Source organism: Dactylosporangium sp. NPDC051087, from assembly GCF_055586325.1.
In genome coordinates, this window is the sequence record NZ_JBVJIJ010000060.1 from 15,976 (window position 1) to 30,573 (window position 14,598).

The 14,598-nt window shown below is 70.8% G+C and carries 9 protein-coding genes and 4 tRNA genes; 5 read left to right on the forward strand and 8 right to left on the reverse strand.

Going from position 1 to position 14,598, the window contains the following annotated elements:
- Window positions 1-2,465: 2,465 nt before the first annotated feature.
- Window positions 2,466-5,204 (forward strand): hypothetical protein, encoded by a 2,739-nt coding sequence (locus ACZ6TV_RS53630; protein WP_465309214.1) that lies wholly within the window; start codon window positions 2,466-2,468, stop codon window positions 5,202-5,204.
- 93 nt (window positions 5,205-5,297) lie between these two features.
- Window positions 5,298-6,179 (forward strand): glycosyltransferase family 2 protein, encoded by an 882-nt coding sequence (locus ACZ6TV_RS53635; protein ID WP_465309216.1) that lies wholly within the window; start codon window positions 5,298-5,300, stop codon window positions 6,177-6,179.
- A gap of 191 nt (window positions 6,180-6,370) precedes the next feature.
- On the opposite strand, the gene ACZ6TV_RS53640 is transcribed toward ACZ6TV_RS53635, so the two are convergent.
- The 8 genes from ACZ6TV_RS53640 to ACZ6TV_RS53675 all read right to left on the reverse strand — a co-directional run bounded on the left by ACZ6TV_RS53640 (window position 6,371) and on the right by ACZ6TV_RS53675 (window position 11,054).
- Window positions 6,371-6,456: transfer RNA gene (locus tag ACZ6TV_RS53640), tRNA-Ser, on the reverse strand.
- A gap of 5 nt (window positions 6,457-6,461) precedes the next feature.
- Window positions 6,462-6,536 (reverse strand) — tRNA-Arg (locus ACZ6TV_RS53645).
- 11 nt (window positions 6,537-6,547) lie between these two features.
- Window positions 6,548-6,633 (reverse strand) — tRNA-Ser (locus tag ACZ6TV_RS53650).
- Between the two features lie 46 nt (window positions 6,634-6,679).
- The gene (locus tag ACZ6TV_RS53655; RefSeq protein WP_354782257.1) at window positions 6,680-7,123 is read right to left on the reverse strand and encodes an HNH endonuclease; all 444 of its coding nucleotides are present in this window, start codon (window positions 7,121-7,123) and stop codon (window positions 6,680-6,682) included.
- 50 nt (window positions 7,124-7,173) lie between these two features.
- Window positions 7,174-7,247: transfer RNA gene (locus ACZ6TV_RS53660), tRNA-Leu, on the reverse strand.
- Window positions 7,248-7,562: 315 nt separating this feature from the next.
- Window positions 7,563-8,183, reverse strand: a complete 621-nt coding sequence (locus ACZ6TV_RS53665; protein ID WP_465309218.1) for a hypothetical protein — start codon at window positions 8,181-8,183, stop codon at window positions 7,563-7,565.
- A 69-nt stretch (window positions 8,184-8,252) separates the two neighbouring features.
- The gene (locus tag ACZ6TV_RS53670) at window positions 8,253-8,666 is read right to left on the reverse strand and encodes a response regulator (protein WP_465309220.1); all 414 of its coding nucleotides are present in this window, start codon (window positions 8,664-8,666) and stop codon (window positions 8,253-8,255) included.
- Window positions 8,667-11,054, reverse strand: a complete 2,388-nt coding sequence (locus tag ACZ6TV_RS53675) for a chemotaxis protein CheW (protein ID WP_465309222.1) — start codon at window positions 11,052-11,054, stop codon at window positions 8,667-8,669.
- Between the two features lie 632 nt (window positions 11,055-11,686).
- Between ACZ6TV_RS53675 and nhaA the strand changes: the two genes are divergently transcribed.
- The 3 genes from nhaA (at window position 11,687) to ACZ6TV_RS53690 (ending at window position 14,509) form a co-directional block, all read left to right on the forward strand.
- Window positions 11,687-12,871, forward strand: coding sequence for a Na+/H+ antiporter NhaA (gene nhaA / locus ACZ6TV_RS53680; protein ID WP_465309224.1), 1,185 nt, complete (start codon window positions 11,687-11,689; stop codon window positions 12,869-12,871).
- Between the two features lie 240 nt (window positions 12,872-13,111).
- Entirely contained in the window at window positions 13,112-14,071 is a 960-nt protein-coding gene (locus tag ACZ6TV_RS53685; protein WP_465309226.1) for a sodium:calcium antiporter, read from the forward strand.
- Window positions 14,072-14,152: 81 nt separating this feature from the next.
- Window positions 14,153-14,509, forward strand: a complete 357-nt coding sequence (locus ACZ6TV_RS53690) for an STAS domain-containing protein (protein ID WP_465309232.1) — start codon at window positions 14,153-14,155, stop codon at window positions 14,507-14,509.
- Window positions 14,510-14,598: the final 89 nt, after the last annotated feature.

Here is a 14,598-nt window from a genome sequence, read left to right on the forward strand (position 1 = left end):
CCACATCGCCCGCCTAGATCGGCGAGCTAGACAGTGCCGTCACGATCAACCGTCCGGACCGGACCATGCCGCCGCCCGCCGAGGTCAGCAGGTCGGACCGCGCTGCCATGATCAGCCGCCCCGACCGGATCAGACCGCCAGGTCAGCGGACTGCACAGGACCGCCACAATCAACCACCCGAACCAGGCCACGCCGCCGAGATCAGCCGCTCGAACGGGACCGAACCGCCACGGTCAGCGGACCGCTCCGCGCCGCCACGATCAACTGCCCAGACCGGGCCACACGGCCCGCCTAGATCGGCGGGCTGGACTGTGTCGCCATGGTCGACCGACATGGCCGAGCCGCCGCGGTCAACTGCCCTTGCTGCCGCAGGTCACCCGCCGCGGTCAGCAGGCTCGGCCGGGCCGCCGCACGCCGCGGTCAATGGGCCGAGTCGGGCCGCAACAGTCAACTGGTCGGCTCATGCCGCGCTGAGCGGCGAACGCCGCCCACGCCCGCCGTCGTCAACTGGTCGACTCAGCCGCTGACCGCCGGACGCCACCCACGCCCGCCTAAGTCAACTGGCCGGGGCCCAAGCCGCCGAACGGCATCGTTAGCAGGCCGGCCCACGACGCTGAACGCTGCACACTGCGGTCAACCGACCAGCCCATGGCACCGCACGCCACAGTCAGCCGGCCGGCCCACGCCGGTGCACGCCGCGGTCAGCCGGCCGGGCTCAGGCGCCGCTCGCCGCGGTGGGCTGTGCGGGCCAAGGCGCCGCACGTCAACCACCGCGGTCGACTGGCCGACCCATGACACCGGGCGGTGCGGTCGGCTGCCCGGTCGGGGCGTTGCACGCTCCGGTCAGTGGGCACGGCTGCGGCGCCGACCGGCCGAGGCCCTACGGGTCGGGTCGGCCCGGGGGCGGACGGTGATGTCGTCTCTGCCCGCGTCGGCGATCCGGCACTGCAGGCCGAGGCGTCGCGCGTAGGTGCCGCGGCAGTGCTCCCGTCGAGCGCCCCTGCAGACCGACCCCACCAGGCGGCCCTCGCTGGCGGCCCTGACCACAACTACGGCACCGATCACGTCGCAAACCACGCCGGGATGCGCGGGCCGGGCACCTAGGCGGTCCCGCGCCCAACCATGGCGCCGCACGACGGGTGGCGCGGTGTTGCTTCCGTCGCCGACCCTCGCCGGAGATCCCCGACCGCAGCCACCGTGCGCGTGATCCGGAAGAGTTGTTGTCGCCCTGAGGGCAAAAAGTCTTCCGGATCATGCGGCGGGGTGGTTCACGAAAGGGGCGGTTCGGGGTTTGACGGACGTGGTGTCCACGGCCCGAGGCGCTCGTGACTTAACAGTTAAAGGGGTCAGCGAAGACCGTCTCCTCGGCGGTGGGTGAAAGGAGTGGATCGTCGGCTTTTGGGGAGAGTTCGGCGGGCGGGCGGTCCGTTAAATCTTTGTGTTGGCACGTTTCGGGCAGGCTTCGCGCCGTGACGGCACGGGGCAGCCCGGTGGATCACCGAGCGTGTGCCGACGGCGGGCAAACCCGCCGGCGCGAACACGCGCAGGAGCCCGCAACAGCGCCCCGAGGCGCCGGATTGTCCGGAAGGAGACCGTTTCGGAGGCGGATTCGACCGCAACGGTGGATGCCGGACAGGCACGGAAGGCTGATTCCGGACGGCTCCCCCGGCCGGGCGAATTCGGTCGGTGCGCCGTTGGGTATACGGCAGACGAACGGAGTCTTGCCGCCGGTCAGACGGGGCGGCGTGCATCTTGCACGGTGCGGTCGGCGGCGACGGTACGAGCGCGGCAACGGCCACCCACGGCATCGGTGGGCGTCGTTGGACGAGTGTGGTGTGGAGATCGAGATGGGAGGCAGACGTGTACTTCGTCACCCGTGACGGAGTGAGCACAGTGCTGGACGGACGGAGTATTGCCTGGTCAGAGTGGTTGGATGCCGTCAAGTCGGACGAGTTGACGGGGTGTGGCACACAGGACGGAAGCCCGAACTACGGGTATCCAGGAGTGGGACCGATCGATGGGTCCTGTCCGGATCGACCGATAGGAGAGGTTTTGCTGGCAGTGAGAACAGCGACGGACGCGATCACGGGAAGGACCGTGGCAGTCACGGAACGTATCCGTCGGATGAAGACCGCTGGCATGGGCAACTCTCCGGAAAACTCGTCATCAATCGGGGTGAATCGGGCCAAATTCCCCCCGCTGTCCGCCATATCCAACGGGTCCGGCGACAAACGAGATGGTTGCGTCCGTCACTCAGCGCGGTACGATCCGCCAGAGCCGCCATGCGGTCATCGGTGTGGAACCCCCTCCGCATCGCACCGCTCGTGGCACACCCGACGGAGGGCGATCTTGACTATCTGCTGCCCGCTTGCAGCAAGCGCGCCGGACGATCAGGCTGCGATGCGCACCTTGGCATCGCCATCCGTGGGGTCAGCAGATCGTGTGAGGTTCGCATGAGCACGGCGATGCAGGTTCGGCTCCGGCACTGGCCCGGGATGAAGGTTTCCTGGCTCGGCGCGGGGGCGGTCGTCCATTCGGGCGAAGAGCCCAGCCCGGGCGCGGCGGCGCTGGTCGTCTCGCCGCACGGATCGACCGAGTGTGCGGTGGTCATCAGCTCGCACACCGTCAAGCTGCAGCCCGCGATGGTCGAGGAGCTGGCCGAGGTACTGGCCAACGGTCTCCCGCGCGGCTTCACCGCGATGCGCTTCGTGGCGTGGGACGGTGCCTGCGCCACCAACGAGCGGCCGGCCGCGGCGCACATGATCGCCATGCGGCTCGGCATCGACGTGATCGCGGCCGCGGGGCCGCTGCTGGGTGTGCCGGGCGGGTCGCTGTTCGCGCCGATCGGGCGTGGCGAGCACCGGCCGGGTGGGTTCTGGCGGTTCCGGGCGGGCGCGCAGCCGCAGCGGGTCGGCTGGCGGTTCCCCGCTCCGCACTGGGAGCAGGACCTCGGTGAGGTGCCCGAGCTGCCCGGTGATCTCGTCCTCGACCAGATTCCCGCGGGCCTCTGGCTGCACCGCCGCCGCGTCGGCAGCGTGACCGACCTCGCGTATTCGGTACCGACGGATCACGCGAATCCCGCCATGATCCTGTCGCACCCGAATGAGGAGCCGCTGCACCGCGACGAGCTCATGCGGGCCGTCTCGGTCATCCCGGCGCTCGCCGCCGACCGGTGCGTCTTCACGCCGTATGGGCAGAGCCCGCTGCAGGACGGGCCCGTCGGGCCGGTCGTCGCCGACGTGCTGGGCCGCGCCGTGCACGTGCGCACCGGCCTGCCGTTGTGCGCGCCCGCCGGGCAGCGTGCCGTCGTCACGATCGACCAGAAGGGCCTCCCCCGCTGGCGGACGTTCGCCCGGGAGCTGTGGCACGCGCCGCGCACCGGTGCGCCGCGCCCCGTCGACTGGGTCAACCCGTGCCCCGACGTGCTCGACACGCCGGCGGGTGCGGCCACGTTCACGCTCGGCAGCGGATGGGTCCTCGAGGTCGTCCAGGCGGGTCTGTGGATTCGTCCGGAGCACCTGACCGATCCCGCCGACTGGATCCGCGGGCTGCCGGTCGACGTCAACCGGTGCGCGATCATCGTCGGCGCGCCCAACGCCCCGGAGCTGCCGCCGCCGGGTCACCTGATGGCGGATGTACTGGAGAAGCTGCCCGTCGACGCGCGCAAGCGCGCCTACCTGGCCGTGCCGCGCGGTGCCGCGCCCAACGTCTTCATCCTCGCGACGGCGCTGCGGGACTCGCTGCCGGAGCCGGGTGAGGTCGAGCTCGTCGCGCCGAGCGCCGCGCAGGCGTCGACGACGGGGTCGTTCCCCGCGGTCGGCGCGACGGGCGCGTTCCCGGCGGCCGGGTCGACGGGGTCGTTCCCGGCGGCGACGCACCGCCCCGACGGGCCGTTCCTGGTCAACGGGCGGCCGGCCAACGGGCACCCGTCCGGCGCGCACCCGACGGTGTCCCGGCCGGCGCACGCGTCGTTCGATCACGACGGCCCGCAGGACCCGTACCGCAACGGCTACGACGCCCAGCGCACCGGCTCCTTCGAGCCGCTGACCAGCCCGGAGCGCCGCAACGGCAGCGAGCACCGCAACGGGGCCGAGCCCCGCACGGGCGGCTTCGCACCGGTCGAGCCGCGCACCGGTGGTTTCGCACCGGTCGAGCCGGCCACCGGCTCGTTCGCAGCCCAGCGCAACGGAGCCGACCCGCGCAACGGAGTGGACCCACGCAACGGAGCCGACCCGCGTAGCGGAGCTGACCTCCGCAACGGAGTGGACCCGCGAAACGGTGTGGACCCGCGTAACGGGGCCGATCTCCGCAACGGGGCAGACCCGCGAAACGGCGGCGACCCCCGAACCGGCGCCGACCTCCGCAACGGCGGCGACCCCCGGCTCGGGGCGGACCCGCGCAACGGTCACGACGTCCGCAACGGGCACGACGCCCGCAACGGTGACCCGCGGACTGGGGCGTTCGCGCCGGTCGAGCCGCCCACCGGGGCGTTCGCGCCGCTGAGCCCCAACGGGACCAACGGCCACCACACCGGCGGCTTCGCCCCGCAGCACCCGGGTCAGCACGGCCCGCAGCATCCCGGACAGCAGTACCCGGGGCAGCACGGCGGCCGTCCGGGCGAGAACGGTCGCGGGTTCGCCAACGGGCGGGCGGAGAGCACCACGGCGTTCCCCGCCGTCGCGCCCGAGGGCTACCGCGGCGCGCCGCCCGAGCCGATGCGCAACGGCTCCCACCCGGAGCTCAACGTCGCGCCGCCGCGGACGTACCACCGTGAGCAGCAGGCGTACGACACGCCCGGCTACGACGCCCAGGGCATGCAGGCCCGGCCGGCGAACGACGGCTACCGCTTCGACGCCCCGAACTACGACGAGCACCACTTCGACCTGCCGACGCCCCCCGGGCAGCGCGCGCCGGTCCAGCGGATGCCCGCGCACGACGAGGCCGAGGACGCCACGGGCGGGATCGAGGACACGTCGTCGATCCGGACCGGCCGGGAGATCCGCTCGCACGGCAAGAAGGCGAAGGCCACCCGCGCCGACGACAAGACCAGCACGCAGGAGCTCGACCGGCTGCTCGGGTTCTTCGACGAGATCCGCCGCGCGAAGGCGTGGGACGAGGACTCGCCGGGCTCGGTGTCGGAGGAGTCGACGGCCCGCCGCGCGGCCGCCGGTCAGCCGCCCGCCGGCCCCAGGCGCGCCCGCTAGGCGGCACGAAACGCACGGACGGCCCGGTGCTCGACAAGAGGACCGGGCCGTCGTATTTTCGCGCGAACGTGGGCGGCCGACTAGGATCGGCCGGTGCTCGACATCATGCTGCCGCACTACGGCGACGTGGAGCTGCTGAAGCTCGCCGTCAACAGCGTCATCGCGCAGACCGACGACCGGTGGCAGCTGACCGTCCTGGACGACAGCACCGCCGAGGGCGTCCCCGAGTGGTTCGCCGCGCTGGGGCACGAGCGCGTGCGTTACCGGCGGAATCCCGAAAATCTGGGGGTCACCGGCAACTTCCAGCAGTGCGTCGATCTCGCCACCGAGCCGTTCATGGTGATCATGGGCTGTGACGACGTGATGCTGCCCAACTACGTCGCGTCGGTGCACGCGCTCATCGACGCGCACCCCGACGTGGTGCTGGTCCAGCCCGGGGTCGAGGTGATCGACGCGCGCGGTGACGTGGTGCGGACCCTCGCCGACTCGACGAAGCGCCGGGTGTACGCGCCGAAGATCGACGGCACCGTCGTCATGTCCGGCGAGGAGCTCGCGGTGAGCCTGCTGCGCGGCAACTGGCTGTACTTCCCGTCGCTGTGCTGGCGCACGGCGCAGATCAAGGCGGTCGGGTTCGACCCGTCGCTGAAGGTGATCCAGGACCTCGCGCTGATCCTGGAGCTCGTCACCCGCGGCGGGTCGCTGGTGGCCACGGACGAGGTCTCGTTCCGCTACCGGCGGCACGGCTCCAGCCTGTCGTCGTCGTCCGCGGTGACGGGCGGCCGGTTCAGCGAGGCCCGCGAGTTCTTCCTGGCCGCGGCGGCGCGGATGGACGCGCACGGCTGGCACCGGGCGGCCAGGGCGGCGCGCTGGCGGCTGTCGTCGCGCATCCACGCCCTGACCATGGTGCCGGCGGCCGCGAAGCAGCGCAGCGGCAGCAGCGTGACCGTGCTCACAAAATACGCGTTGGGCCGCTGACCCTGTCCGGTCCGGCGGTCGCTCCTTCGTCATGTCTGCACAAGGCAGCACACGACGAAGGAGCCATCCGATGTACTACACGAGCATGCTGTGCCAGCCGGGCGCGACGACCGAGGGTATGCGCCGGGAGTCGGAGCACCGGATAGCCCGGGTCGCGGCACGCTGGCAGCGGCGCCTGCGCCGGACCGGAGCGGAGAGGGTGGGAGTCGAACCCACACGGGCGTGAACCCAACGCCGTTTTCGAGACGGGTGCCGGCACCTATCGGCTGGCCTCTCCAGAAGTACCCTTGGAAGGATTCGAACCTCCGGCCTCTTCGTTCGTAGCGAAGCGCTCTCGTTCCACTGAGCTACAAGGGCATGGTGGTGCGCGGAAAGTGAGGGGATCGAACCCCCGCGGGGTCGTCCCCCGTCGACGGCTTAGCAAGCCGCAGCCTTACCTCTCGGCCAACCTTCCAGGTGGCCCGGCGGGGAGGTAGCAGGGCCCCGCCGGGCCTATCGGGTCAGCGCTGGGTGAGTGCGTGCCAGGTCGGGACCGACGGCTGGACACGCAGCACCATGCCCGCTTCGGCGGGGGTGCGGTCGCCCTTGCGCTGGTTGCAGGCCGTGCAGGCCGCAACGGTGTTCTTCCAGGTGTTCCGCCCGCCCCGGGACCGGGGCAGGATGTGGTCGATGGTGGTGGCGTCCTTGTCGCAGTAGCCGCACCGGCGGCCGTCACGGGCGTGGACCCCGGCCCGGGACCAGGCCGGTCCGCTGCCGAAGCGCCAGCGGGTGACGACGTAGGACACGAGCCGCACGACCTTCGGCATCGGGTAGACCCCGATGAGCCGGTCGGGCTCGGACTCGTGCACCACGGCCACCTCACGCAGCAGCATGCGCACCGCGTGGCGGAGGGTGACCCGGTGCAGGGGTCCGAGGTCGGCGTTGAGAACGAGTACCGCGGTCACCGGGCCTCCCTTCGTTTGTTGCATCCCAACTGATACCAAACGATCTTGCGTGCCGTGAGCGGGATTCGAACCCGCACTGATCCCATTTTGAGCGGGACGCCTCTACCGGTTGGGCTACCTCGGCGAATGGTCTGACAATGCTATTCGGGCACAAAAAAGCCGCCCATTGTTGTGGGCGGCGGAAGAGCAGGGGAAATCCCTATCCTTGCCACCGACCAGGACGCTCCGAGTCGACCGACAGGCCGCTGAGCAGCGTCTTTTCCCAGGACCGGGACGCGCTTGATCGACCACTGGCCATCAGTCGTAGCTCGCTGCGCTCTGCCATTGCGGTCTCCCTTCGCGTCCCTAGTGGATCTTGATGTTCCTCGTTGATGTATTCAAAGATACGACCCCGGCGCCGCCGCGGCAACCATTTAAATCCAGCGGCGCCGGCGGTGCTTCAGGCGGCGGCGGTGTAGTGCGCGAGGTACAGGTCCATCTCGTCGGTGGATTCGTCGCCCTCGTTGACGCTGAACCAGAGGGCGTTCTCGAGCCAGAACCGGTGGATGAACTGTTCGAAGCTGTCCGCGGCGTGGACCATGTTGGCGACGAGGGCGCCGGGGTCGACCTCCTCGAGGCCGACGATCTCCAGCAGCCACGGCGAGGCGATCACGAACGGTTCGACGCCGGGCCGCAGGTACAGGTACCAGATGACGGCGTCCTGCTGGTCGCGCAGGAAGCGGACGAGCTGCGCGGTGGGCTCCACGGGGCTCGGCACGGGCCGGGGCGCCAGGTCGAAGTCGCAGCCGGTGCAGGACGGGATGGCGTCCATGAGGACCTGGCTGCTCATGAAGCGTTTGAACGCGGCCGGCAGCTCGACGTGGGCGGCGAGGGCGCCGAGGTCCATGGCGCGCAGCGGGTCGTGGGGCGCGTCGGGCACCAGCCAGCTGAACGTGCCGTCGAAGCGTGACTGGTCCACTACCGGCAGGCTTTCGGTGGGGTACAGCTCGTAGGTACCCATGCTCGCCCGGGCGCTGCCCAGGTCCGTGCCCCACCAGCCGCGCGGAAAGTCGATCGTCATGTGTCGCACGGTACGACGCCGCCTGGTGTTCTTCCGTCGCCTATCGGACCAAGACGAGCGCGTTTCAGGTCACGGCGTACTGGCCGGCTCCAGGTCCGGGAGCTGCGGGAGTACGCCGAGATAGCTGAGCTTCTCCACGATCGCCTCGGCGGTGAAGGGTTTGATGACGTACTCGTGCGCGCCGGCGGCGAGGGCGCGCACGATCTGCCCGTGTTCGCTCTCGGTCGTGACCATCATCAGGGTCATCTGCCGCAGGTGCTTCTGCTTGCGGACCGCCATCACGAACTCGAGCCCGTTCATCTCCGGCATGTTCCAGTCGATCAGGGCGAGCCCGGGCTGCAGGTCGTGGTCCCAGATCTGGTCGAGGGCGTCCTTGCCGTTGGTGGCCTCGCGGACCTCGAAGCCCAGCGGCAGCAGGATCCGTTTGAGGATGCCCCGCATGGCACGCGAGTCGTCGATCACCATGGCGAGCTTCGTGTCCATTCAGACTCCGGCAGGTTGGTAGGTGGTCGTCTCGTACGGGTCGGTCGTGGTGTCGATCTTGGTGTGGAAGAGGGGGTCGGCGGCGAGGATGGCGCGGCGGACGTCGAGGAGTTCGGTGACGCGTTGCTGGATGACGGCGGAGCCGAGGAGGCCGTCGTCGCCGAAGTCGCGGCGGGAGTCGTCGAGGCCTTCTTCGACGATGTCGAGGATCTTTTCCACGGCGAGGGCGACGGAGCGTCCGTTCTCGGTGTAGACCACGACGGGGACCGTGGGTCCGCTCTCGGTTTCGTAGGCGCCGAGCATGTGGGACAGGCGCAGGACGGGCAGGATCTGGTCGCGGTACTGCACGACTTCACGGCTGCCGGTGCGTTCGATCCGTTCGACGGGGAACTCTTCCAGGCGGGTGACCATGTCCAGGGGGATCGCGACGCGCCGGTCGCCGACGCCGGCGATGAGGAGCCGGCCGCCGTTGCCGTTGCCCCGCCGGACCGCCGTGTCGGCGTCCTTGTCCTCGGCGCCGGCGGCGAGCTGCGCGCGGCGGGCGAGGGACGCGACGTCGAGGATGAGGGCGACCCGGCCGTCGCCGAGGAGGGTGGCGCCCGCGTAGACACCGATGTCCTTGAACCGGCTCGTCAGCGGCTTGACCACGACCTCCTCCGTGTTGAGGACCCGGTCGACGACGAGGCCGAAGCGCTTGCCCTCGGCTTGCAGGACGGCGACGTAGACGTCCCGGTCGCGTTCGCCGTCGCGGGCCAGGCCGAGCGTCTCGTCGAGGTACACCAGGGGCAGGAGTTTGCCTCTGAGCCGGTAGACCTGCGCCCCCATGGCGTGTTCGACGACGCGTCCGGACTGCCCGTCCAGGTACACCAGTTCGTGCACGGCGACCTGCGGGATGACGTACCGCTCGTTGCCGCACTCGATGGTCAACGCCTGAATGATCGCCAGGGTCAGCGGAATCGTCAGCCGCCACGTGGTGCCCTTACCCACGACGGAGTCGACGTCGACGGCACCGCCGATCCGTTCGATGTTGGTCTTCACCACGTCCATGCCGACACCACGGCCGGACACGTTCGTGACCGCCTTCGCCGTGGAGAACCCCGGCCGGAACACCAACGCCAGGATCTCCCGCCGATCCATCGTCGCCAACTGATCCCGGGACACGAGACCCTTCTCCACCGCGATCCGCGCGATCTTGTCCGGATCGATCCCCGACCCGTCATCACGCACCTCGACGATCACGTGCCCACCCTCGTGATAGGCACGCAACGTCAACGTCCCCTCAGGGTTCTTCCCCGCCGCGACCCGATCCTCCGGCGTCTCGATCCCATGATCGACAGCGTTACGGACCAGGTGCGTCAACGGGTCCTTCACCGCTTCGAGGAGGGACCGGTCGAGCTCGGTCTCCTTGCCCTCCTGCGCGAGACGGATCTGCTTACCGAACGTCGAGGACAGGTCCCGCACCACCCGGGGCAGCTTCGACCACAAATGATCGATCGCCTGCATCCGGGTCTTCATCACCGACTCCTGCAACTCAGAAGTGATGAGATTCAACCGCTGACCCGTCCGCGTCATCCCCGGATCCGCCACCGAACCGATCGCCCGGATCAACTGATTCCGGGTCAGCACCAACTCCCCCACCAGGTTCATGAGCTTGTCCAGCAGATCCACATCCACCCGGATCGACTGATCCGCCACACTGCGCTTGGTGCCCGCGTCGTCGGCGCCCTCGGTGGGCGGCTGCCCGGCCGCAGCGGGCCTGCCCTTGGAAGGCGCGGGAGCGGGAGGCGCGGCAGGGGCGGCCGGCGCGGCAGGGGCGACAGGGGCGACAGGGGCGGCCGGTGCCGGTGGGAGCTCCGTGGCCGGCGGGACCGCCACGACGGTCACCGGCTGGACGACGACGACCTCGACGGCCGGCACAGCGGGAGCGGCCTCGACGACCTCTCCGGCGACGACGTCGGGAGCCTTCTCAGGAGGCGCGGCGGGGGCGGGCGGGTTCGAGCCGTCGGTGATGCAGGCGTTGACGGCGGCGATCACACCCGTGTCGTCGCCCTCCATCTCCTTGCCGTGCTCCTCAATCTCCGACAGCAGACCACGGACCGTGTCCACCATCCGCAGCAACGCGTCCGTCGTCGACGGCGTCATCCCCTGCGCACCGTCACGCAGACGCGACAGCAACGACTCCCCGACGTGCGTCACCTTCTCCAGACGATTGAACGCCAGAAAACCGGACGTCCCCTTGATCGTGTGGATCGTCCGGAAGATCGACGACAACAGCTCCCGCGACCCCGGCGCCGCCTCCAGTGCCACCAGGTCCCGGTCCAGCTGGTCCAGGTTCTCGTGCGACTCCACGAGAAACTCCTGAACGATGTCACCCAAGTCGTCGCTCACTGCCACGCTCCCCTTCTCCGACGGCCCAATCGACCGTCCGAGGGGGAACCTGAGCAAAGCGCTCAGCGTGCGGCGCCGGGGCTGGTCAGGCTCATCGCGACGCCGCCGCGGTTGAGCTTGCGCGGCGGGACGTCGCGGGCCTCGAGCGCGGCGGTGCAGTCCCGGCGGCCGTTGCGGAAGAGCGTCTCGGTGCCGTTCGGGCGCGGGTTGCTGTAGTGCCCGCAGAGGCGGTGACGCCGGCCGGGGCACCGATCGTGGCAGCGGGCGCGGAGGCGGCGCCGATGGAGGGTGAGTCACCGCCGGTGGCCGCGTAGATGATGACGGCGGTGATGAGCACGACCGCCGCGGCCGCGAAGGCGATGCCCGGAATCAGCAGCGGGTTACGCTGGACCCGCGGCGGCCCCGTGGGCGCCCCGACGTGGAGCCGGCAGCGCGGGCACTGTCCCCGCGCGTCGACGCCGCTCGCGCCGCATCTCGGACACCGCACCCGTGCCCGCCACCCCCACGACAGTCCACAGTGGAGTGATGCCGGTCGGTGGGGCGGGACGATCCGGTGGAGTAGCATTCGCCGCTAGGTGCGCCGGGAAGTCTGGTCGGCAGGACAGGATGAGTCTGCCCGCTGGAGGTCCCCGATGGTTCGTGGCGCCGCACGCCGCATCGACATGCTGCTGGAGTTCCTCCGCCTGGAGACGACCGGTGGCCGGCTGCTCATGGTGGCGACCGCGTTCGCCCTGCTGTGGGCCAACCTGCCCGGCGGCACCTATGAGCAGTTCTGGTCGCTGCGCCCGCCGTCGTCGGCGGTGCTGGACGCGCTGCACCTGGACCTGCCGCTGGCCACCTGGGTCACCGACGGGCTGCTGACGATCTTCTTCTTCGTCGCGGGTCTGGAGGTCAAGCGGGAGCTGACGGTCGGCGAGCTCGCCGGGTGGCGGGCCGCCGCGCTGCCGGTCGCGGCCGCGCTCGGCGGCATGCTGGTGCCCGCGGTCGTCTCGATCGTCGTGTCCGGCGGCGCGGCCGTGCACGGCGGCGCGTGGGCGATCCCGGTCGCCACGGACATCGCGTTCGCGCTCGGGGTCCTCGCTCTGGCGGGTTCGGCGCTGCCGTCCGGGGTGCGCGTGCTGCTGCTGTCCCTCGCCGTCATCGACGACCTCGGCGCGATCGCGCTCGTCGGCGTGCTGTTCGCGCACGACGTCCGCGTGTGGTGGCTGGCCGCCGGTCTGGCGCTGTGCCTGCTGTACGGGCTGCTGCAGCGCCTGCGGTGGACGCCCGCGTGGCTGGTCGTGCCGGTCGCCGTGGCGGCCTGGGTGTGCGTGCACGCCGGCGGGGTGCACGCCACCGTGACGGGCATCCTGCTCGGGCTGCTGACGCCGGTCCGTGCGCCCGAAGGCGCCGGGGAGTCGCCCTGCGACCGGCTGCTGCACCGGCTGCACCCGGTGTCCGCCGGTGCGATCGTGCCGATCTTCGCGCTCGCGGCCGCCGGTATCCCCCTCGTCGCGGCCGCCGACGCCTTCGGTGACCCGGTCGCGCGCGGCGCCGCGGCGGGGCTGCTGTTCGGCAAACCGGCCGGCATCATGCTCGGCGCGTGGCTGGCGGTGCGGATCGGGCTCGGCACGCTGCCGGCGCAGGTCCGCTGGGGTGACGTGCTGCCGGTGGCCGTGCTCGGCGGGGTCGGCTACACGGTGAGCCTGCTGATCGCGCGCCTGTCGGTGCCCGGCCACGGCTCGGACGCGGCCGCGGCTGCGGTCCTGGCGGCGTCGATCGTCGCGGCGGTGCTGGCGACGCTGCTGGTGCGGTGGCGCGGCAGGACCCGCACGTGAGCCGGCGCGCACGACCTGACGCGCGGGGCCGGAGAAATGGTGAGACCGGCATCCACGGGGGAAGACGCCGGTCTCGTTGAAAACGATAAGGCCCGCAGCGGGTTTGCGCCACCCGTGCGGGGCATGATTCCACCGTTCCGCGCGCGTTCGTCGCGCCGGAACCGGTTACGGGCCCAGGATCGACAGGGGACGGTACTGTTTCGGTCCCCTGCCGATCCCGGCCCGGACATTTGGAGAGTGATGTCGACGCTGCTCGTGGTCGGGCTCGGCCTGCTCGGGCTGGTGCTGCTGACCGTGGGCGCCGACCAGGCGGTGGTGGGTGCGAGCCGGCTGGCGACGCTGCTGCGGGTCGCGCCGGTGATCGTCGGTGTCATCGTGATCGGCCTGGGCACCAGCGCCCCCGAGTTCGTGGTGTCCGGCACCGCCGCGATCCGCGACAACGCGGGCCTGGCGCTGGGCAACCTCGTCGGCTCCAACATCCTCAACGTGACCCTGGTCCTGGGCGTCGTCGCGGTCGTGTCGCCGGTGATGGTGCGCTCGTCGGTGCCGGTGCGGGAGGCGCCGCTGATGGCCGCCGCGGTCGCGGTGTTCGGCGCGTTCGCGCTCGTCGGGCTGAAGTTCGTGGCCGGGTTGCTCCTCGCGGTGCTCAGTGTCCTGACGCTTGCCCTGCTCGTGCGGCTTTCGCGGGTACAGGACGGGGATCCGCTGCCGGACGACGTGGCGGCGTTCGTCTCGGCCCGGTCCCGCCGGTGGTGGGTGGAGGCGCTGCGGACCCTCGTCGGGCTCGTCGCGACCCTCGGCGGGGCGCAGCTCGTGGTCGCCAACGCGGTCACGCTCGCGCACCGGTGGGGCGTCAGCGACCAGGTGATCGGTTTCACCCTGGTCGCCTTCGGCACGTCGCTGCCGGAGCTGATGACGTCGGTGCAGGCGCAGCGGCGCGGTGAGGGCGATCTCATGGTCGGCAATCTGCTGGGCAGCAACATCTTCAACAGCCTGATCGGCGGCGCGGTCGTCGGTCTGGCCGCCGGCAGCTCGACGATCGCGCCGTTCGGCTTCGCCGCGGTGACCGCGATGGTGGCGGCGGCGGTCCTGGCCTGGCTGCTGCTGTGGCGGGGCAGCAGGATCACCCGCCCGGAGGCTTGCGTCCTGCTGGCGGCGTATGTGTGCGTCCTGCCGCTGCTCATCTCCGCGAACCCGTGAGGCCGTCCGCGACGGTGCGGTTGTGCGGCGCCGGGGTTTCCGTCAGCGCGGACTGGGTACGCGACACGAATGGGCGACGCGATGGTCCGGACACACCGCTCCGGAGATGCACTTGTGGTGGAAGTCTTAGGCCCCTTGGAAGCGGCGACGGTCGGCGCGCTGCGGTCGGTGGTGCTCGACACGATCGACGCCCATCGGCCGGCGGTGCTCACCGTCGACCTGCGGCGGGTCCCGTTCATGGACTCGATCGGCATCGGCACCCTGGTCGCGATCAACAACAAGACCCGTGACGTCGGGGGCCGGATGGAGGTCCGCAGCCCGTCGCCGTTCGTGCACCGGCTGCTGCAGGTGACCGGGCTGACGGAGCTGTTCGGCCTGCCGGACCTTCCCGTCGACGCACCGGTGTCGGGCGCCGGGATGATCCTCCCGTCGTCCTAGGTGACTGGTGTTAAACGATGGTCTGGCCCGGAGGGCCAGACCATCGTTGTCGTCTTGCGGGGTGGGGTTCGGCGGCGGGTTGAGGTTGG